The organism is Bacillus sp. AY18-3 (assembly GCF_008042305.1).
GTDB classification, from domain to species: domain Bacteria; phylum Bacillota; class Bacilli; order Bacillales; family Bacillaceae_G; genus Bacillus_A; species Bacillus_A wiedmannii.
Genome location: NZ_QKQR01000004.1, coordinates 148,536 through 169,796, shown reverse-complemented (window position 1 = coordinate 169,796; position 21,261 = coordinate 148,536). Strand labels below are relative to the sequence as shown.

At 36.3% G+C, this 21,261-nt stretch carries 17 protein-coding genes; 3 read left to right on the top strand and 14 right to left on the bottom strand.

What is annotated here, in order from left to right; translation table 11 throughout:
- The first annotated feature begins 87 nt into the window (after window positions 1–87).
- Window positions 88–840: a hypothetical protein gene (locus DM800_RS03480; protein WP_147786409.1), complete on the top strand. Its 753-nt coding sequence runs from the start codon at window positions 88–90 to the stop codon at window positions 838–840.
- A 35-nt stretch (window positions 841–875) separates the two neighbouring features.
- Here DM800_RS03480 and DM800_RS03475 read toward each other — a convergent pair whose 3' ends face one another.
- The 7 genes from DM800_RS03475 to DM800_RS03445 form a co-directional block, all read right to left on the bottom strand.
- Window positions 876–1,721 carry an exonuclease gene (locus DM800_RS03475; protein ID WP_147786408.1) on the bottom strand — a complete coding sequence of 282 codons (846 nt, stop codon included), beginning with the start codon at window positions 1,719–1,721 and terminating at the stop codon, window positions 876–878.
- A 192-nt stretch (window positions 1,722–1,913) separates the two neighbouring features.
- The gene (gene cspB, locus DM800_RS03470; protein ID WP_001179147.1) at window positions 1,914–2,114 is read right to left on the bottom strand and encodes a cold shock-like protein CspB; all 201 of its coding nucleotides are present in this window, start codon (window positions 2,112–2,114) and stop codon (window positions 1,914–1,916) included.
- 216 nt (window positions 2,115–2,330) lie between these two features.
- Window positions 2,331–3,230, bottom strand: a complete 900-nt coding sequence (locus DM800_RS03465) for a WD40/YVTN/BNR-like repeat-containing protein (protein WP_088064150.1) — start codon at window positions 3,228–3,230, stop codon at window positions 2,331–2,333.
- Between the two features lie 16 nt (window positions 3,231–3,246).
- The gene (locus tag DM800_RS03460; RefSeq protein WP_001062763.1) at window positions 3,247–3,690 is read right to left on the bottom strand and encodes a flavodoxin; all 444 of its coding nucleotides are present in this window, start codon (window positions 3,688–3,690) and stop codon (window positions 3,247–3,249) included.
- A 139-nt stretch (window positions 3,691–3,829) separates the two neighbouring features.
- The gene (locus DM800_RS03455) at window positions 3,830–4,450 is read right to left on the bottom strand and encodes an acetate uptake transporter (RefSeq protein WP_000070936.1); all 621 of its coding nucleotides are present in this window, start codon (window positions 4,448–4,450) and stop codon (window positions 3,830–3,832) included.
- 86 nt (window positions 4,451–4,536) lie between these two features.
- Window positions 4,537–4,932, bottom strand: coding sequence for an NUDIX hydrolase (locus DM800_RS03450; protein ID WP_147786407.1), 396 nt, complete (start codon window positions 4,930–4,932; stop codon window positions 4,537–4,539).
- Window positions 4,929–5,270: an ASCH domain-containing protein gene (locus DM800_RS03445; RefSeq protein ID WP_147786406.1), complete on the bottom strand. Its 342-nt coding sequence runs from the start codon at window positions 5,268–5,270 to the stop codon at window positions 4,929–4,931. Before DM800_RS03445 ends, DM800_RS03450 begins: the two co-directional genes overlap by 4 nt.
- Window positions 5,271–5,409: 139 nt before the next feature.
- On the opposite strand from DM800_RS03445, the gene DM800_RS03440 reads away from it, so the two are divergent.
- Window positions 5,410–5,967: a CatB-related O-acetyltransferase gene (locus DM800_RS03440; RefSeq protein ID WP_000898179.1), complete on the top strand. Its 558-nt coding sequence runs from the start codon at window positions 5,410–5,412 to the stop codon at window positions 5,965–5,967.
- A 47-nt stretch (window positions 5,968–6,014) separates the two neighbouring features.
- Here the strand turns inward: DM800_RS03440 and DM800_RS03435 are convergent, their stop codons facing one another.
- Entirely contained in the window at window positions 6,015–13,487 is a 7,473-nt protein-coding gene (locus DM800_RS03435; RefSeq protein ID WP_147786405.1) for a DUF7507 domain-containing protein, read from the bottom strand.
- A gap of 116 nt (window positions 13,488–13,603) precedes the next feature.
- Between DM800_RS03435 and DM800_RS03430 the strand changes: the two genes are divergently transcribed.
- Window positions 13,604–14,353, top strand: a complete 750-nt coding sequence (locus DM800_RS03430; RefSeq protein WP_088122797.1) for a (S)-benzoin forming benzil reductase — start codon at window positions 13,604–13,606, stop codon at window positions 14,351–14,353.
- Window positions 14,354–14,388: 35 nt separating this feature from the next.
- Here DM800_RS03430 and DM800_RS03425 read toward each other — a convergent pair whose 3' ends face one another.
- The 6 genes from DM800_RS03425 to DM800_RS03400 all read right to left on the bottom strand — a co-directional run bounded on the left by DM800_RS03425 (window position 14,389) and on the right by DM800_RS03400 (window position 21,050).
- Window positions 14,389–15,222, bottom strand: coding sequence for a GNAT family N-acetyltransferase (locus DM800_RS03425; RefSeq protein WP_046954603.1), 834 nt, complete (start codon window positions 15,220–15,222; stop codon window positions 14,389–14,391).
- A gap of 66 nt (window positions 15,223–15,288) precedes the next feature.
- A complete protein-coding gene (argH, locus tag DM800_RS03420; protein WP_137035773.1) occupies window positions 15,289–16,797 on the bottom strand; it encodes an argininosuccinate lyase in 1,509 nt (502 codons plus the stop codon).
- A gap of 252 nt (window positions 16,798–17,049) precedes the next feature.
- Window positions 17,050–18,159 (bottom strand): serine hydrolase, encoded by a 1,110-nt coding sequence (locus DM800_RS03415; protein WP_087982182.1) that lies wholly within the window; start codon window positions 18,157–18,159, stop codon window positions 17,050–17,052.
- A 117-nt stretch (window positions 18,160–18,276) separates the two neighbouring features.
- Window positions 18,277–19,224: a nucleoside hydrolase gene (locus DM800_RS03410; protein WP_137035772.1), complete on the bottom strand. Its 948-nt coding sequence runs from the start codon at window positions 19,222–19,224 to the stop codon at window positions 18,277–18,279.
- Between the two features lie 104 nt (window positions 19,225–19,328).
- The gene (gene panF, locus DM800_RS03405; protein ID WP_001104842.1) at window positions 19,329–20,768 is read right to left on the bottom strand and encodes a sodium/pantothenate symporter; all 1,440 of its coding nucleotides are present in this window, start codon (window positions 20,766–20,768) and stop codon (window positions 19,329–19,331) included.
- Window positions 20,769–20,771: 3 nt separating this feature from the next.
- Window positions 20,772–21,050 carry a YhdT family protein gene (locus DM800_RS03400; protein WP_000800722.1) on the bottom strand — a complete coding sequence of 93 codons (279 nt, stop codon included), beginning with the start codon at window positions 21,048–21,050 and terminating at the stop codon, window positions 20,772–20,774.
- Between the last annotated feature and the right edge of the window lie 211 nt (window positions 21,051–21,261).

Here is a 21,261-nt window from a genome sequence, read left to right as displayed (position 1 = left end):
ATTTTTCACATTATTCACGTACTTTTCTATTACTATCATAAGACAACTTTTTAGTTTTATATACTTGATTTAAGGAGGGAAATACAGATGATTATAGACTATCTTCCTCATTCTTTAACTAAAATCAGCATGATCTCCATTGAAAAAATAAATCCATTGTATATTTCACACGTCACAAAAAATTATTCAAAAAAAATGACCAATACTATTGAATATCTCGATCCATTTGATCTACTATTACCAGTTGAAAAACATCCTCAAAAAGATGAATACATTTTAGTGGGGAAATACGATTGTTATAACTTTATAGCTAATAATCAACACATAAGACAAATACCCTGTATTATTGAAGATTTCACAGATAAACCTTCACAATACCTCAAAATACTTCGTAGACTTCATAACAAAGGCGATTCTAATAAAACCAATAGACAATTTATTTTAAATAAACTTGAGGAAAATCATTTCCCTCTATTACAAATTTTAAAACAGACAGGTTTTACTAAAAACGATTTACGCGATTACAATTATAAAGTAACCGTTCCAAAAAACTACATAAACAGCCATACCACTGAAAAAACTATGAATTGGATTAATGATTTAAAGTTAAAAAGTAATACTAAACAATTTTTATATAAATGCGCAGGTCTTCCAATAGGAAATCATAAGAGATTAACTGAAGAGAAGAAAAAATTCCTCCAACATTTCTTTGCACATGCAAAAGGATTTGAAAAATTAACTATTCCTCAACAGATTAACATTCTAACTCACGCCCTAAATTTCAAAGCAATAATGACTGCTCAATTACAGCAACAAATTAATTGCTATTTAATACAATGAATTTAAATTTATGTAGCTAGAAATAGAGGAGAATGTCATTTAACCTCTACATTCTCCTCCATCTCAGCCAAATACCTAATCTGCCTTTCCGCTTTTCTCACCGCCGTAGGAAAATGCTTTTTCAGAAGTTCTATTGTAGCTTCACTTATATAATATCTTTCTGTTATACTTTCCCACGTGTCACTATTTTCAAATGCACTCCAAACGAAAGGACGCTCTGTATTTTTTCTCATTTCTTTAAATACCCATTTTCGCATCTTTTTTTTCGCTTTTTCTGTTAGTTTTCCGTTCTCTACAAGTTCCAGCTCACCATGTCTTTTGTACCGTTTACGAATGTCTCTCTCGCTATATACTTTAAGAAGTATATTCGCTGTATTCTCAGCATCCGCTAAAGCTCGGTGCTGCTTCCCTTCCCACGTTAAACCGAGCTGTTCTACTGCAAATTGTAAACTTGGTGTATGCTCAAATAACTCTTCATACGCTTGGAAAACAAACTTCTGCAAATCAAATTTGCTCTCTTTTTCCATACATGGGCATTCTACACCGTGTAACGTACAATCATGAGATAAAAAACGATAATCTTCTCTTCCCCATGAAACAAATACAGAGTCTTCTCCGATAAATTGAATAAATTTCTCTATAATTTGCGGGAATTTCTCCATACCAATTAAATCTTTCTTTGTAATTCCCGTTAATTTTGTCGTATGACGAGTGAGTCGTGCACTCGGCTTTACTAACTCCGAAAATTCTCCAATTACCTTCATTGTACTTGCTTCTATTTTTACAGCTCCGATATCAACTATCTCTGACGGATCTTCTGATTTATACGGCCTGAAATTTCTCTCTATATCGAACACAATAAAATGTGTAGCGTTTTCCAATTTATTTACCTCTTTCTAAATTCCTTTTCACACACATACTCTATTTTCAGTATTTATTTATTCATTCATACACTTTATGCATGAAATACTTCGTCTAATAAACGAAAATTTAATCTCATTATTATATGTACATAGGAGATTATTCAATAAAAATGCAAAAAAAAGAAGGGCAAGCCCTTCTTTTTTCCGTAATTACTTCTTGTTAACGTTTGTAGCTTGAGGTCCACGGTTACCTTGTTCTACTTCGAAAGTAACTTCTTGACCTTCTTCTAAAGATTTGAAGCCGTCGCCTTGGATAGCTGAGAAATGAACGAATACGTCTTCTCCGCCTTCAACTTCGATGAAACCGAAACCTTTTTCTGCGTTAAACCATTTTACTTTACCGTTTTGCATTTAAAAAATCCTCCTACAATGTACCTATATGTACATATTCATTTTCAACCACTTTACAATAATACTTCAAACATTAAAAAACTGCAACCCCAGAGGAGATTTAACATTGCTATCCTCCTCGGAAGTTACAGCTCATTTAAATCTCTATATTATTAAAAGTAAAATGGTTTAAAGTAACTATATCATATCAATATAATAAAAGTAAAGTTTTTTTTGCTATATAATTTTTTTCTTCCACTGCATCGCTTTTGATTCACCTGATCCAGCTACAACATAACCCTCTTTTTGGTTAACGATGCGCCAGCCATGCCCTTTAACTGAGTCACATACTGTAACAAGTCCTTCTTCTAAAAGTACACGACAAACCGTACTAATCCCCGCCTTATTTTGCGTTGACGTTGTATATAGCACATGTTGATCTACACTCAAGGCTAAATAGCTACTTGCTTTCTGCTCACTTTGACATGTGTGCCAATATGTTTTTTCACTCTCAATACTTTCATCTATTTTACAAAAAGAAATATTCCCGCTAATCCCCTTGCACGATCCACTCGCTGCTACTATATAAGAATTGTGTACAGTCAACGCTGAGATCATCTGATTCATCACGATTTTAATCCTCTTTAATTTACGTGTCTCCAAATTAAAGAGCCAAACCCCACCATATTTAGCATGTATTTTCGTACCGATAAATAAGTAATGTTTATATAAAAATAACGATCGAATAGATGGTGCCCCGCCACCATACTCAAGAAATGGATGAATGGTTTCCCATGTCGAACCAAAATCATTAGAACGATACAACGTTTTATCTCCATGAGCAATGACTGTTCCTTGTACATTACTACACACATTCCAACTCGTTGCTTTTGTTGGAAAACGCTGAACCGTCCAGTTCTCTCCACCATTCATACTACGAATAAAAATCCCTTCGTCACCTACACCATACACTACATTATCTTCGCTATGTAAATCCCTAATTCGTTTTTGAAAACCTTTTAATATTTGTTTCCATTCTCCGTCTCGTTCAATAAATAAGCCATTATATGTAGTAGCTAACATAAGTTTTCCATCTCTTAACTTTGTAATAGCGGTCGCACTTAACATTGTCTCCACGTTGACACTCCCATTCTTAGAACTTCTCAGCAAATGCAATTGCAAAATTACTGCATTTTTCAACATCCTCTTCATCTTCTGGAGCTAGTTCGATTTTCAATCCTTCTTGTACAAGCTCTGCACCGCGTTCTACAAGTCTTTCTTCAAATATCGTTACCGCTTCACAAAATAGTTCATACGCCGTATCACCTGATCCGAATACCGCTACTTTCTTTCCTGATAAATCTATATTTTCTAAGTCCTCATGGAAATCTTCCGCCTCAAACGGTAATTCACCATCGCCCCACGTATAAGATCCTAAAATGATTCCATCATAGGCTAATAACTCTTCAGCATCCATGCCTTCCATTTCTTGCAATACTACTTCATGATCAAAAGCATCTAAACTAACTTTTATTAAATCAGCAATACTCTCTGTATTTCCTGACATACTTGCATAAGCTATTAAAATTTTTGCCACTTCGGCATCCCCCTCTTACAATAAATGATTCTCATTCTCATTATATTAATAATGAGAATCAATTTCAATTATATTTTTCATTTTTATTTATTCCATATAAAAAAGCACAGATGACTATACAATCACCTGTGCTTTTTTATTACTTTTTAAAAATACCAAACGGCTTTCCAACTGGTAATACAACTTTACCGAAGTGTGTATTTAACACTGCTGCTGCTGAACCATAGAAAGATAATAATGAAATACATAGTTCAGAATACGCTGCTAAATTATGCATTGCATGTGGCATAACACCTAAAGTGCTTAATGAAAGACCAATAAATAAGAAATCAATAAGGACGAAAATCATAAATAATACTTTATGTGTTTCCATTGCACCAATTGTCATAAAGATTGTGAAAATCAAATATCCAATAAAGGCTACACCCAGCTGTTTTGAATCTGCAGCTTGTGCTAATTTTTCGCCAAATACTCCAAGTTGAATTAACCAAGTCATTCCAACACCTAACCAAAATAGGCCGTATGCACCGAATGCTGTTGTACCGAACGTATTGTTATGCTTTGCATCGTGAATGCACGCAAAGATTTGTGCAAATCCTCCTAAAAAGATTGCCCACGGTAATACAAGTGAAACGCCATCTGTTAAGCCTAACTTTTGAGATGATGCTACAAGTGTTACCATCGCTAATCCAAATAGACCAATTCCAGATGGATCTGCTGTTGTCATTTTCACATGATGTGTAGTTGTTTGATTGCTCATATAAACCTCCTGATTATAAACATACTCGAATACAATACTTAAATCAGAAGACTATGTCAATGGTTTTTTTTGTATGTTGTCAGACCTTACTTTTTATAATGATTGAATATACTTCCGACCACTTCATACGGTTTTATATTCACTTTTTCCAACTCGTGTATCGGCAACCACAACGGAATATAACTCCCTCTATCTTTCAGTTTGAATTCTTCAGCTTTACCACTTCCGAAAACTCCACCTACAATATGGGCATTAAAATAATACTCCGTACCTTTATACTCCACCTTTGCAATCAGATGCTCCACTTTTATATGTACCCCTAATTCTTCATAAATTTCTCGCTTCGTTGCTTCTTCAGCTGTTTCTCCGTCTTCAATTCCTCCGCCTGGAAAAACATAATATGTTTCCCCTTCTCGAATACGTTTTATAAGAGCAATTTTCCCCTCCTGCACAATGATAGCCCCACCGCGTTTTCTTATCATCTTATTACCTCAATACGAATCGCAACTGTTCCCCACTTTTTTTCTTGTTCTTTCGTATATATTTTGTATGTACTTTCTAGCATTTCCTCTAAACTATCATTTTCACAATCCAATAATTTTTTATCAATTTGTTCGTACATCGCTTTAAAGCTTTCGTATCGTTTTATTTCCGCTACTTTTACAGTCATCATTTCCTCTGTCGTAAGGTTCGTAAATACAATATGATCGCCTTGTTTTATAAGTTGACGTTTTGCATCGTATAAACGTACTTCATATACTTTTTTTCCTAATTGAATTGATTGAAAAGGTTTATTATATAATCCCATTTCGTATACCATTCATTCCACTCCTTTTTATGCATTGCGCCTACTACTATTTTTGTGCATTACCAATTCATACAACACAGTTCGACTTATTCTAAGTTGCATATAATGTTCCATATCCATTACTTGCTTTAGAGAGGATGCTAAATTTGTTATGTTATTTTTAAATCAAAAACCTGAATATAATAAATATGATATTGGTGATTATACTTATAGTAAAGTAGGTCCAACCATTTTTTCTTGGAATGATGAAACAAAATTAAAAATAGGTAAGTTTTGTTCATTAGGAGAAGAAGTCGTTTTTATACTTGGCGGTGAACATCGCGCAGACTGGATAACAACATACCCATTTAATGCATTTTTTAATGAAGGAGCACATATTACTGGTCATCCTTCTTCAAAAGGTGACATCGTAGTCGGCAACGATGTATGGATTGGTTATCAATCCTGCATTTTATCTGGTGTTACAATTGGTAACGGAGCCATTATTGGGGCAAAGAGTGTTGTTACAAAAGACGTACCTCCATATGCAATTGTAGCTGGTAATCCTGCAAAATTTGTTCGATATCGTTTCCCGCAAGAAACGATTGACAAGCTAGAAAATCTCGCATGGTGGGATTGGGATATTTCTGTTATAAAAGGAGCCATTCCATTTCTACTTTCCAACAAAATCAACGAGTTTTTTACCTCACCCGAAAATGAATCTATGTGATTAATACAAAAAGAGCATCCTATTCTTTCAGGATGCTCTTTTTTGTTTTATTTTTTATGTTCGTGCAAATGATTACACGGAGAACATTGAAATGGAATTTTATCTAAGCAATTAAAGTTTGTTTCACAAATTTGTTCGATCGTTGGGACGAACGGTATGACCACAATATTACTTTCTATTATTTGCGTAACAGGCGGTAACACTGTACCTACTTGATGTTCGAAGCGAATACTCACTTGATTTATATAATTTCCTGAACCACTTGGCGCGCTCTGAACTACTACTTGGAACGAGACTGTGCGTGCTTCACCTGGATTTAAACTTCCTATAAGAAATCCTGATACTGGATTTACATTTGGCACTAGCGTATTATCAACCTTTACACTTCCAAGAACAAATCGAACACTACTATCTAACATATCTTGAAAACGAATATTTTGTATGACAGTATCCCCCGTATTTGTAATAACTGTCATAAACGTAATAACATCTCCTATTGTTGCTGTTTGATGGTCTGCCACTTTTACAACAGTCGTTGAAACATTCTGAGGAATAAACGGGATAACAACTGTGTTACTATCGCCTTCAACTACTGCAGGAGGTTCATTAGGATTCACAATTGCAAGCCCACTCGCTGTCGCTGTATTTGTAACTAAGTTATTTATTTGCCCTCCTGTTATTACAACTTGGAAATTAATAATAGCTGCATCATTTGGCTGAAAATCACCTAACGGAATACCAGTATTCGGGTTGGCAAATGGAAAAGGTACATCATTGACCGTTACCGTGCCATTTATAAATAGCGTATTCGAATCAATGATATCCGTTAAAACAATATTCGTCACAGGAACTGTACTATCATTTATAACAGCAATTCCGTAAGTGACAACATCTCCTACCATCGCTACTTCAAAGTTTGCTCCTTTTGCAACAAATAAAATTGCAGTATTTACCGTTACAATAACTGTATTACTCGTGTCCATTACTGTAACCGGTGGCTCTCCTGGTACTAAAATATACTCTGCTAACGCCCCAGCAACGTTTACTACTGTACCACCATCTGGAAAACTTGTAATTTTAGCTTCATATGTTACAAGTGCCGTCTCACCCACTGGGATGTCTGGTATCGTAAATCCAGCCTGTGGATTTAACCCTGGTTGCGGAACTCCATTTATCGTTACACTATTTGGAACAAACTCAGCTTCCTGAGATAACACGTCTATAAATTGAACATTCATCGCATCAGCCGTACCAGTATTTAATATACGAACAGTATACGTTACCGTTTCTCCCACTCCAACAATCGGATGATCTACTTCTTTCAGCATATCTAAACTACCTCGATTTACTGGTGTGACTGTCGTATTACTTGAGTTCGTAATTGTAAACGGTGGTTCTCCTGGAATCAATTCGAAATCACCAGTTACTCTCGCTGTATTCATAATGCTACTAGAAGGCGGAATTGCGATTACATTTACTTCAAATGTAATTAATATACTGTCCCCTACTGCAAGATCTGGTAATGAAAAGCCTACAAATGGATCTAAACCTACTTGCGAAATTCCATTTATTTGTACACTTCCAGGAATGAATTCTAAACTAGGTGACGGAACATCGATAAACTGAACATTCGTCGCTAATACCGTTCCCGTATTTGTAACTTGCACACTATAAGTTAACGTATCCCCTAATCGTGTTGCTTGCTTATTTACGGTTTTTATAACATTAAATCTCCCTCTATTTACCCTTGTTATTGTCGTATTACTCAGTTCAGTTACTACAACCGGCGGCTCTCCTGGTACTAAAGTAAAGCTTCCTGTTATATTTGCAACGTTCGTAATGGTTCCTGCTGACGGGATGTTTGTAACTGTCGCTTGAAACGTCACGATAACTGTTTCTCCAACTGGTATATCTCCAACTCCAAAGCCAGTAATCGGATTTAAGTTTGGTTGCGGGGCTCCATTTATCGTTACACTACTTGGTACAAATGACGCTCCTGCTGAAATCGTATCAATAAACTGAACATCATTAGCTGTTACTGTTCCTGTATTCGTTATTTGAACTGTATACGTTAATACATCTCCAACGAGAGTAGCAGCCCTATTTACTTGTTTAATAACATTAAATCGTCCTCTATTTACAGTTGTAAGTGTTGTATTGCTCGGTTGGTTTACTACAACTGGTGGTTCTCCTGGTACTAATATAAAGCTTCCCGTAATATTTGCAGTATTAGCAATTGTTCCGTTTGATGGAACACTGACAACTGTTACTTGGAACGTAACTTCTACACTTTCACCTGGGCTTATATCTGGAAGCGGGAATCCATTATTAGGATTGAATCCAGGTTGTAGCACACCATCTATCGTTACACTATCTGGTATAAATGTGATCGAGGACGGTAATACATCACTATATTGAACATTTGTCGCTACCACTGTACCTGTATTTTGAACTACTGTTGTATATGTGATTGTATCACCTACTGCAACAACCGGCTGACTCACTGATTTTAAAACATTTAAACCAGGTTCATTAATTTCTGTTAATGTCGTATTACTTGTCGTTGTTTCTGTAATAGGCGGCTCTGTTTCACTTACAGCAAATGTAGCTGTAACGTCTACAAAGTTAACAATCGTCCCCCCCTCAGGTATGCTCGTAACCACTTCCTGATATGTGACAAGTACAAAATCATCTACAGGGATATCTGGAACTGTAAAGCCAATGAAAGGATCTAATCCTGGTGCCGGCACCCCATTTATGCTCACACTTCCCGGTACAAATGCTACACCGGCGGAAGTTGTATCTATAAATTTAACATTCGTTGCTGCCACTGTACCGAAATTAAAGATTAATACATCATACGTTAATATTTCTCCAACCGTCGCTACCTCTTTATCAACTAGTTTTAATGGAAATATAGACGCTATATTAATTGTCGTAACGACTAAATTCGTTAATATCGTTTCCGTAATTGGTGGTTCCTGCGGATTTGGTTGTGAAGTAAATGTAACATCTGCATCATTTAATATGACTTCATTATCTGGAATCTCCGTAATCGTCACTTGGAACGTCACAGCAATATTTGCACCTGCATTTAATAACGGACTAACTGGAAATCCTGTTTCTGGATTTAAGCCAAGTTGCTGCGCCCCACCTATCGTTACACTATTTGCTACAAATATCGTTCCTTCTGGTATGACATCTTGAAAGAACACATCTGTAACTGGTATAATTCCTACGTTTGAAATTAGCACAGTATACGTTAATACATCCCCAACCGCTCCAGCAGCAACATCAACTGTTTTTGTTGCTGTTACTTCACCAGGAGGAGGTAACGGTATCGTAACTACTGTCGTATTACTTGAATTTGTCGTTGTTACAGGAGGCTGTAAAGGATTTAATAAAAAAGTGGCTGTAGCAGATGCCGTGTTTAATACGGCTCCGCGCGTGGATGGCGCAACTACTGTTACTTGGAACGTTACAGTCAATGATGTTCCAGCAGCAATATTAGGAAGCGTAAAACCTATATTTGGATCAAATCCAGGTTGAGGCGTTCCATTTATCGTTACGCTATTTGCTACAAATGTTGTTTCTGGAGCAATTGAATCAATGAAGGAAACATTCGTTGCTGTTACTGTGCCGTTATTTCGAATGACTACAGAATACGTGTAAGTCTCTCCAAGTGCAGCTTGTTGTACAGACGAAGATTTTTGTATATTTAATCGAGCAGTGTTTACTTGCGTCACAACGAAATTACTATTCGTAACAGTCGTTATTGGAGGGTTTGCTGGATTTATAAGAAAACTTGCAGTAACGTTCGATTGGTTTCTTATATTTCCACCGCTCGGAACACTCGTCACTGTAACTTGAAACGTAATCGTAGATGTTTGTCCGACCGGAATATTTGGTACTGGGAAACCTACCATAGGATTCGCGCCTTGCTGAACAACTCCATTTATCGTCACACTATTTGCTACAAACGCAGTACCAGACGGAATTGGATCTTGAAAAATAATATTCGTTGCAGGAACAGTTCCTGTATTTTGAATAAGAATCGTATACGTTAACGTATCTCCTACTCCTGCTTGTGGTGTATTTACACTCTTCATTACATTAAGTGATCCTACATTCACTCGTGTCACAACAATGTTACTAATCGTTACAATTGTAACTGGTGGCTGGAGAGGACTTACTTGGAAATCAGCAGTTACATTCGCATTATTCGGAAGAACTCTATTTGGTGGTACACTCGTAATCGTCACTTGAAAAGTAACTGTTACCATCCCTCCTACCGGAATGTTAGCAAGTGGAAATCCAATTATTGGGCTTAAACCTGGTTGAGGCGTTCCATTTATCGTTACACTATTTGCTACAAATGTTGTTCCAGATGGAATTGGATCAACGAATGCTACATTTGTCGCTGCTACTGTTCCACTATTTTGTATACGAATTGTATACGTTAGCGTATCTCCTACACCTGCTTCAGTAGCACTTACACTTTTTATTACATTTAGCCCTGAAGAATTCACCACTGTATTAACAGTATTACTTGGCACCGTTACAGTAATTGGTGGCTCTGTTGGATTTACAAGAAAATCTCCAGTTACATTCGCATTATTTACAACATTATTTCCTTGAGGAATTTCATCAATTAATACTTCAAACGTAACAATTACACTCGCGCCAGTAGGCAAATTATTTAATAAGAATCCAAGTTCTGGATCTGCCCCTTCTTGTAAAACACCATTAACAACTACACTGTTTTCAATAAATAATGTCCCTTGTGGAATTGAATCTTGAAAAAATACATTTGTAGCTGGTACACTACCTGCATTTATGATTTCAATTGTATATACTAAAACATCCCCTACCGTTGCAACATTCGTATTCACTGATTTCACAACTTCAAAGTTCCCTGATTGTACTGTTGTATTCACAATGTTACTCTGAACATTGATTGTTACTGGTGGTTCACTCGGATTCACTTGAAAACTCGCTGTTACATTTGCTTGATTTAAAATATCTTCATTTTCTGGATCCTGTACAATTAATACGTCAAATGTGACTACAACTGTTTGAGCCGCAGGAATATTCGGAAGAGAGAATCCTGTATTCGGATTCAATCCACTTTGCGATACTCCATTAACGGTTACAGAATTTGCAACGAAAGAAACCGCTGAAGAAATAGTGTCTTGGAAAAATACATTTGTTAACGGAACGTTTCCTGTATTTTGGACGGCAATTGTGTATGTTAAAGTATCCCCTACTGCCGCTTGCGTTGTATTCACTTCTTTTATTACATTTAAACCGCCTGTATTAACTTGTGTCACAACTGTATTCGTTTGTCTATTAATCGTCACTGGTGGTTGATTCGGAATAACGACGAAATTAGCAGATACATTTCCACGATTCGCAATCGTACCTCCTGATGGAGTAGATGTCACTCGGACTTGAAAACGCACTGTCCTACTTCCACCTGGAGAAATATTTGCTACCGCAAACCCAGTCGAAGGATTTGCTCCTGGTTGTGAAACCCCATCTACAGTCACACTATTTGCGATAAAAGTTGTTCCAATTGGAATTGGATCTTGAAAAATAACATTTGTCGCAAGTACATTTCCGGCATTCTCAATTGTAATAGTGTACGTAAGAACGTCATTCACTGTCGCAAAAGCTCTATCCACTGCTTTTCTCGTTCTTATATCAGCTACATTAATTGTAGTAAATACAGTGTTACTTGTCGCCTGTCCTGAAATTGGTTGTTGACCAGGTACTGGAGTAAAGTTAAATGTTACACTCGCACGATTTGGAATTGGATTTACAAGCGGATTAGATGTTACTCGAACTTGAAAACGCACTACCGTCGTTTGCGAAGCATTAATACTTCCTAGATTAATACTACTTGCTGGATTTGCTCCTGGACGTGCTACCCCATTTACCGTAACACTATTTGGAACAAATGTTGTGCCACCAGGGATACTATCAACAAAAACAACATTATTTGCAGTGACATTTCCATTATTCGTCACATTAACTGTGTATGTTAATACATCATTAAGGGTTGCTGTCTGTAAATCTACAGATTTTTGCATACTTATAGTTGCTTGATTCACTGTCGTTTGTACTGAATTTGAAGAAGACATACTTGTAATTGGTGGACTACCGACGAAAGGACGGAATTGATATGACACCATTGCGCGATTCGGAATAGGATTTGGGTTCGGAAACGATGTTATTCGCACTTGAAATGTAACAACTCTTTGCGCGTTAGTTGGGATTGTGCCTAAATTAATTCCATTAGCAGGGTTCGCATTCGGCTGTGTTACTCCACCTACCGTTACACTACCTGTAACAAACGTCGTTCCGTTCGGAATACTATCTTGTAATATAACATTTTCTGCACTTCCCGTACCTGTATTAGGAACTGTAATTGTGTAGGTAAGAATATCTCCAACTCCTGCAACTGTTCTATTGACCGATTTAACAGGATTAATAATTGGCCCCGTTGCATCAATTTGAACCCCAAAACCAGCTGCAGCATATCCATCTCCATTAGTAACGAATCGAACCGTTGCTGACGTTTGATTATTTACTAATGATGCAGAGGCATTTACATTTGTAATATCCCACCCTTGTCTTCGGACGGCTAAAGCTATCCCTAAAGGCTGATTCAAATCTCCAAACGTTCCAGTTGTATCTAACTCTCCAATATCGTTACAAATTTGTGACTGAAAAAAATTATTTGCGGGGTTTCTCGGGCCGGATAATGCAACTGTAGTATTTGCATTTGGTCCAAAACGAAGTTGATCTCCAACAATGTTAGAATCACCTTCTTGAGCAGTTACGAGCACCCGTCCTGTTACAGCTCCTGTGGCTGGAGTAGCAAATCCTGAAATAGTAGCATCCACTGGTGGTGATGAAGCATCGATAATTTCTTGACCTGCATAAACTGATAAATTCCGAAGTGGCAAACTTGCATTTTGATACACAACCTCAAGTGTCCAACCAGCCGAACGACTAATAGTTGGATCAAATGAAGTTCTTGCAGCTGGCACTGCACCTGTAGTATAAGTTCCTGCCCCGCCTGCACTAACAAGATTCGTTACATTGGCAGAGCGCGCATAATAAAACTGATTCCCTACTGAACCTTGCTGCGCAGTAGCAGGATCTGGCGTAACAGAAAAAGTCCCAGCCGGTGTTGTAAATGTAATATTATCATTTAAAAACGGTAAAACATCTTCCGTATCAGTCCGGAAAGTACCAGCCCAAACTAATTCTGCATATAACACACTACTTCCCGCTGGAAGATTTAAAATTGCACTTGAAGAATTCAACTGCCATTCATCTGTTGTCCCTGCTGGGAATCCTGGTACTTGCAACGCTGTATTTACTGTCGTAAACACAGCAAGTGTACCAAAAATATTACCTGGCGCAGGCGATGTAGGGCTAAGCCCTAACGTATTCCCAGTGAACGTGACGGCACCAGGTACTGTTGTTGTAAAACGATTTATAAAAGGCACACAATCATCTCATTTCAATTATAGTAAAAAGTGCTCTATACTATAAAATGTAGACAAACTATGCAATGTACTTTGTCCAACAAAATTCCGCACATACGAGAGGAGCTTACTACACTATGCGCTATGTTATCGTAACAGGAACTTCACAAGGTTTAGGTGAGGCAATTGCCGCGCAATTGTTAGAAGAAAACACAAGTATCATCTCTATTTCTAGAAGAGAAAATAAAGAACTTACGAAACTTGCACAGCAATATAACAGCAATTGTGTTTTCCACTCCTTAGATCTTCAAGATGTACATAATTTAGAAACGAACTTTAACGAAATCATTTCATCTATTCAAAAAGACACTGTATCATCTATTCATTTAATTAATAATGCTGGTACACTCGCACCGATGAAACCAATAGAAAAAGCTGAAAGTGAACTGCTCATTACGAACGTTCAAATTAATTTACTTGCACCGATGATTCTTACCTCCACTTTCATGAAACATACGAAAGACTGGAAAGTAGATAAACGTGTTATAAACATTTCATCTGGTGCAGGGAAAAATCCTTATTTCGGATGGGGTGCTTATTGCACGACGAAAGCTGGTGTAAATATGTTTACACAGTGCGTAGCAACCGAAGAAGTAGAAAAAGAATTTCCAGTAAAAATCGTCTCTTTTGCACCTGGTGTTGTTGACACAAGTATGCAAGCACAAATTCGTGAAACAAATAAAGAAGATTTCATAAATTTAGACCGCTTCATCGCACTAAAAGAAGAAGGAAAACTATTGTCACCTGAATACGTTGCGAAAGCAATTCGTAACTTACTAGAAACTGAGAATTTCCCGCAAGGTGAAGTCATTCGAATTGATGAATAACAAAAAGGCATGCTCTAATAGCGTGCCTTTTCATTTTATTTCTCTAAAAATATAAGTATAGACTCCGCAATTTGTTCATAACCAATTTCTTGATAAATTTTATTAGACGTAGGATTCGCTAGATCAGTATATAACGTAGTCGTCTTATACCCTTCATCTAACATACGTTGACTAAGTGCACCGACACAACTAGATGCATATCCTTTTTTCCGTTCTTCTTTCGGCGTATATACGAAATTAACTGTTATATTGTTTGTAGTCGGTCTCGTTTTTGCAGCTACAGATACAAGCTTCCCATCTACTTCTAAACCAAATAGACGACGGTTCGTAATTAATGTATGAGCGGTTTGGGTCGCTTCTTCTTTCGTAGTAGGCAAATTCACATCTTCGCAAAATTGATATATCCACTGTTCTATTAATGGTAGCTCATCACTACTTACTTCTCGAAATACTCCATCTCCGTTCCACTTTTTCTTCACTTGTTTTAATTCATATATACCTTGCTCCATTGCAACAGTAGTTTTCTTATTTTCTAACACTGCAATCTCTTCCGCTAATCTCTGTACCATTTTCTTATTACCAATCAATCCAGGAACATTTGGATATACTTCTGCTAATCTTTTTGCAAGTTCCACAATTTCCTCTTCCATCATTTCAGACGTAGCAACAATGATTTGTTTCTTCTCTTCTGTTTGAAGAAATACAACTTTAATTTCTTCTCTTTGTTTTGCTACTCCCATAAATATCGGTTGTTGAACCATTTGTAATACACCTAATATGAGATTATTTTCCTGCTCATTCTTTTCTAAAAATGGTGTAACCTCTTTTTTAAAAGTAAGAATCTCTTCATATACATGTAATTGAATCATCGACAATCTCTTCTCTCTATTTATAGTTTCATTAAGTATTGGCGATTAATTCATTAAATTCCTCTTTTACGATTCAATAATATTCGAAACTAACGTATTTAAATCATTTTCCGCTTGTAAAATTCTCTGTTTTTCCTTTTCAAATACCTCTTCTTCTTTTTGAAATGATTCTTTTCGATTGTTAATCATGCGCTCCATTTCTTTTTTACTCGGTCCACCGTATACATTTCTTTTTTGTATAAAAGCTTCTGGTGATACAATTTCTTCCCACTCTTTTTCTAATAAATGTATTTTAAATTTTTCTTGTAAGTATATATTTACATCTTTTACATGTAATTCATGCAGCTCTTTTTTTTGCTCCAATAACATATTCGCAATAACACTCGCTGCATGATGCGCATGCCGAAATGGAATGCTATAGTTTTTTGTTAAAACATCTGCGAAATCAGTTATCGTAATTGCATGTTTATAAGAACGACTCTTCAACGTTTCTTCTTCTACTTTCATCGTTCGAATAACTGCATTCATAATACAAAAAACACGAATGGTCTTTTCAATCCCTTTATATAAATACGGCTGCAGGTCATCTTCCGTATCGACAATATCACCAAATGGAGTATTATGAATCATTTGAAATACTGTAAATGCTTCTCCTAAAGCACTACTCGTAATCGCACGGGCGTGTTCAATGGAAACTGGATTTCGCTTTTGCGGCATAATGCTACTTATTTGTACATATGGCTTTGCGACAGTAATGCCATCATATTCTTTCGTCGCTAATAGTAAGAAATCATGGATCCATCTACTCGTATTCGTCATAATTACCATAAGTAACGAGCTAACTTCTAATAAATAATCCGCTCCAGCAACAGCATCATATGAGTTCTCAATTACATTTGTAAACCCAAGTAAATTGGCAACTCGCTCTCGTTTAATTGGGAAACTTGTTGTAGAAAGAGCGGCAGCTCCCATTGGAGATTGGTTCAAAAGTTTGTACGTTCGTTTCATTCGTTCTAAATCTCTTTGCATCGTATCATAAATCGCTAACGTATAATGACCAAATGTTGTGGGCTGTGCTGGTTGTGTATGTGTATAAGCTGGCATAATCGTTTCCTTATGATCATCGGCAAGTTGTAATATACTTTCTTGCAATAATAAATGATGTTCCATTAATCGTAATACATATCGTCTTAAACTCATGCGATACATCGTTACACCCATATCATTTCTACTTCTACCAATATGCATATTACTTACAAAATCGCATTTCGCTTCTTGAGAAATTAAATGTTCCACTAAAAAAAAGAGATCTTCATGCCGCTCTGTATAGAGCAATTGCTCTTCTGGAATTCCCTCTACCTTTTTTAATGCGTGTAGTATAACTTTAGCTTCTTCCTTTTTCATTAAATTTTCTTCAGTCAGCATCGTGATATGCGCTTTATGCACTTGAAACATATCTTTCAATAAGTAATTTCGCTGAAAATGAAATACATGTTGTAATACGCAATCTACATATGTTTTTCCAGGGAAATCAGCGCCTTCACTCTTTATAAACTCTTCTTTACTTTGTTTCATCACCTTTTCCCCTCTCACCTAAGTATTACTACCCATCATACCCAGAGATAGGAAAAAAGTGCTTGTACATAAAGTGAAACTTTAATCATTGGGGGTTTTCTTCATCCCCCAATGATTATTAGTTGAACCAATCGGACTTTTAGGGGCAGTTGATCCCCCACCTAACTTCTTTGCTTTCGCTGAATTTTGAGGTGGGGATCAACTGCCCATTAAAGCGGGATAAAAATAAACTCGGTGCTCTCTGCACCGAGTTTACTTAATAAAAGTCGCATCATACTTATCACTTTGCAGCACTTGGAAATGTAAGTTCGCTAAATGTTTCCGTATTTCTGCACTGTCGTCCTCATTTAAATTATTTGCTAAAAACACTATTTCTGTACAATTCCCGCGTTTATCCATCGCATAAACTGCTTTTGTAACTGTCCATGGCGTATAGCCATTTTTTTGCCCTGCATGTCTAAATGTTTTACGATATTTTTTAGCACTCATATCTGTTTCAACGATATTCGCCCACACTTTTTCTTCGGCCTCTGTTAGGCCACCTTTATGATTTGCCTTTTGAAGCAGTACCATATAATCGTTTGCAGAAGCTGCTGGTAATCGATCTGACCAAATTTTATCGTAACGTTCCTCTAAATAAAGAGGAATTTCCTTCTGTAATAATGGTCCCTTCTTCTTTAAGCGTTCATGTATAATCATCGCATATTCACGATATTGCTCTTGAGACATCTCTTTTAACTTTTTCTCTATTTTATATTTCGGAACATGTAATTCTTTATGCAAATATCCAGGGATGTATAAAGATGAAACAATCGGAAATAGCGGCTGATGTGCTGGAAGCGATAAACTTTGTAAATTACGATTAATATTATCTAATCCTAACACTTCCATCAAATATTCAGCATTCGCATTCGAACTAAACTTAACCATTCCTTTTGCCACTTCTTCTAAAGAAACTGCCCCTTCTGTTATCTTGTCTGTCTTTTGCAAATACCTTTGCCATCTATCTTGTGCACCGCCATCTGTATTCGGCACATAATAACGATTTATATCATTAATGGAAACGAAACTAGACGGATCAATTTTCCCTTCCGTAACTTGTTTCGTATATTCAAGCGCCACAATTAACTTCATCGTACTAGCAACTGGCAATACAACATTTGGATTTACAGAATAAACAACTTTATCATTTCTCTTCACGAGAAGCGCACTATTTTTTTCATCTTTATGTTCTTCAATAAAGGATGCGATATACTGTGCATCATCATTATTTGAACTCCACACTTTTTTCACTAAAAAATTACCCGATATTAGCAAAACGAAAATACCCACAATCACTGCGCATACTATAGTTTTTTTCAAGTAAAATTCCTCTCCTATTGTATAACTCTTCTCTATCTATCTCTTTCAAACAAAATAATGGAGATGATTATTTTAGTAATCATCTCCATTATTTTAACTTGTATTCTCCTATTATGTCTACGTCATAATTTTCACGAAGTCTTCGAGAAATTTTTTATAATGTAATGACCAACCAATTCGCACCCAATTCTTTAAGGATTTTGCATCAGGTTGTGGACGAAAATCAGCAATACTTTCTCCTTTTGCAATCCCCACTGTATCTACATCGACACGACGGTACACATAATCCAAAATAGACGGATTCGCCGCAACCATCATTGTGACAACGTCATGCACTGGACTTCCTTTTATTTTCGGATTTAGCTTTCTATAAGCTTTATAATAATACGTAAAAATCGGTTCAATTAATTTATTAAAATTCGTTTTAGAATGTTTCGTAATGTAATTCACCATCTCTGGCGTAATAATTGCTTCAGATGTAACGTTAAGTGGCACTAATGTCACATTCTTGGCGTTTTGCATAACTAATTGTGACGCAATCGGATCACCATGAAAATTCGCCTCTGCAACTGGTGTAACATTTCCAGGCATTAAGAAAGAACCACCCATTATATAATATTCTTTCACATACTTCATCATCGGCTTTTGCAAAATAAACGCTGTCGCAAGTGTCGTTGACCTGCCAGCATCGACAATGATTAATTCTCCTTTATATTTTTCAAGAATATCAAAAAACTCACAAAAAGGCTTTATATTCGGAGAAAGATTTTTCGGAGGACGAATTGGTCCTAAACCTTCTGCCCCGTGAATTTCCGGATAGTATGTTGTAATATCTCCAGATAAAGGAATCTTCGCACCATTAATAACCGGTATATCTTCCCTTCCTGCTAATTGTAATAAATATGCTGCATTACTCGTCGCCTTTTCTTGCGTTACATTTCCATATCCCGTTACTACGCCGACAATATCAATATCAGGATGCAACAATCCATACATAATTGCTAAAGAGTCATCAATTCCTGGGTCTCCCAAAAATAATACTTTTTTCATCGACCTCAACTCCATCCCCTCAATTGTTATTAATTTATGAATAACCTTACATATACAGAATAAAAAAGAATAAATTCACACAAAAGAACGTAGTCCTCTATAAGGACTACGTTCTTCCTCTAACCTATACTGTTTTTCTTCACAGCACTCATACTTCCAATGATATAAGCTATAAACGCAAAACAAATTGGGAAGACAACTGTATGTATACCGAACGGATTTGGATAGAAAAGATGAATACACATATATGAGCCTACCCCAACTAAAATAGAGGCAAGCGCTCCTGTTGCATTTCCTTTTCTCCAATATAACCCTAATACGATTGGCCAAATGAATGCTGCTTCTAACCCACCGAAAGAAAATAAATTTAACCATATTAAAAAATCTGGTGGTTTAATTGCTGCTGCATAAACGAGCAGCCCTACGATACCAGTAATCCACAAACTTCCTTTTCTAATCGTACTGTCTGCTGCATCTTTATTTATGTAATTTACGTATATGTCTTTAATAATTGATGAACTTACAAGTAACAATAACGAGTTTACTGTAGACATAATTGCTGCCATTGGCGCAGCTAAGAAAACTCCAGCTAGCCAAGGTGGCAACACTTCCATCGCGAGTAGCGGCATGACTTTATCCGGTACCGTTATACCCGGAAGTACGACTCGCGCAAATACACCTGTTAAATGCATACCAATCATAATTGTACCTACAACAACCGTTCCAATTATTAACGCTTGGTGCATAGCTTTTGAATTTTTATAAGACATGGCACGCACGCTAATTTGCGGTAACCCAACAACACCAATTCCAATTAAAATCCAAAATGATGTCACATATGATTTCGTTAAACTACCATCCGCTCCGAATGGTGTAATTAAATTTGGATTGATTTGAATAAGCTCCTGCATAATCTTTTCAATTCCACCACCAGCAATGACAGTAGCAATTAAAATGATTGTCGTTCCAACTAACATAATGATTCCTAATAACGTATCTGATAAAGCAACTGCACGAAATCCACCAATTAATACGTACACAAGTACAGAAAAAGTAAATAAAAATAGTGCTGTTGTATAAGATAGACCCGTTAGTGATTCAATTAATCGGCCACCACCGACCCATTGAGCTACTGTTGCTGAAAATAAGAAGATAATAATACATAACGCAGAAAGTATAACAACTGCTTTATTATTGTATCTTCCCTTTAAATAATCGATAAGAGTAATGGCTTCCATCTTCCTAGCGATAATTGCAAACTTTTTACCGATAACCGTTAAAACGATATACCCTGTTACAACTTGAATCGCAGATAATAATACCCATCCGAGGCCCATATTGTACGCAATACCTGGACCACCAATAAAGCTACTAGCACTACCGTACGTAGCAATCATTGTCATCGCTAATAATAAACCGCCAAGTTCACGCCCACCAAGAAAATATTCTTGTAAAAATTTATTATTAGCAGTCGCTTGTACGCGTCTTGAAGCATATACACCAATTAAAAATACAACGATAAACGAAATTATCATTGGAATGATTACATACCAATTCATCTATTATTCCTCACTTTTTTCTTCCTCATCGAGTGAAATATCTTGAAATACAAAACGAACAACTAAACTAAGTAAAATAACCATAACGATAAATCCAACGATACAGCTATAAAAAAACCATGCTGGAAAACCGAATACATATGTATATTCACTTGGATTTTTACTACCAAGCCCATAAGCAAATCCGTACCATATTATAAAATTGATAATAGCAAGTCCAAGGCCAATTAACGCTTCTCTATGGGCAATTCGAAAGCGCGGATCATCATGATAATTCTTCATTTTCTCCCTCCTCTCACGATGTATTATTGTACCATTGTTCTTCTAGTTTTTCCTACTAGAAAGCAAAAACAAGCAGGATTTTTTATAATCATATAGAAGTTTCTCTTACATTACATATTTTTTACAATTGTAACACAAATGAAATTTGAATTTTCAGTATTTGTTAATTATGATTAAAATTAGAGGCTTTCCATCTAGTTCCCACATCCTT

Bases quoted from the DNA above. Each gene is read 5' to 3' on its own strand.
- DM800_RS03455 (WP_000070936.1), bottom strand. From the start codon at position 4,450: ATGAGCAATCAAACAACTACACATCATGTGAAAATGACAACAGCAGAT.
- DM800_RS03425 (WP_046954603.1), bottom strand. From the start codon at position 15,222: ATGATTCAATTACATGTATATGAAGAGATTCTTACTTTTAAAAAAGAG.
- cspB (WP_001179147.1), bottom strand. From the start codon at position 2,114: ATGCAAAACGGTAAAGTAAAATGGTTTAACGCAGAAAAAGGTTTCGGT.
- DM800_RS03445 (WP_147786406.1), bottom strand. From the start codon at position 5,270: ATGGTATACGAAATGGGATTATATAATAAACCTTTTCAATCAATTCAA.
- panF (WP_001104842.1), bottom strand. From the start codon at position 20,768: ATGAATTGGTATGTAATCATTCCAATGATAATTTCGTTTATCGTTGTA.
- DM800_RS03400 (WP_000800722.1), bottom strand. From the start codon at position 21,050: ATGAAGAATTATCATGATGATCCGCGCTTTCGAATTGCCCATAGAGAA.
- DM800_RS03480 (WP_147786409.1), top strand. From the start codon at position 88: ATGATTATAGACTATCTTCCTCATTCTTTAACTAAAATCAGCATGATC.
- DM800_RS03430 (WP_088122797.1), top strand. From the start codon at position 13,604: ATGCGCTATGTTATCGTAACAGGAACTTCACAAGGTTTAGGTGAGGCA.
- DM800_RS03440 (WP_000898179.1), top strand. From the start codon at position 5,410: ATGTTATTTTTAAATCAAAAACCTGAATATAATAAATATGATATTGGT.
- DM800_RS03410 (WP_137035772.1), bottom strand. From the start codon at position 19,224: ATGGAGTTGAGGTCGATGAAAAAAGTATTATTTTTGGGAGACCCAGGA.
- argH (WP_137035773.1), bottom strand. From the start codon at position 16,797: ATGAAACAAAGTAAAGAAGAGTTTATAAAGAGTGAAGGCGCTGATTTC.
- DM800_RS03450 (WP_147786407.1), bottom strand. From the start codon at position 4,932: ATGATAAGAAAACGCGGTGGGGCTATCATTGTGCAGGAGGGGAAAATT.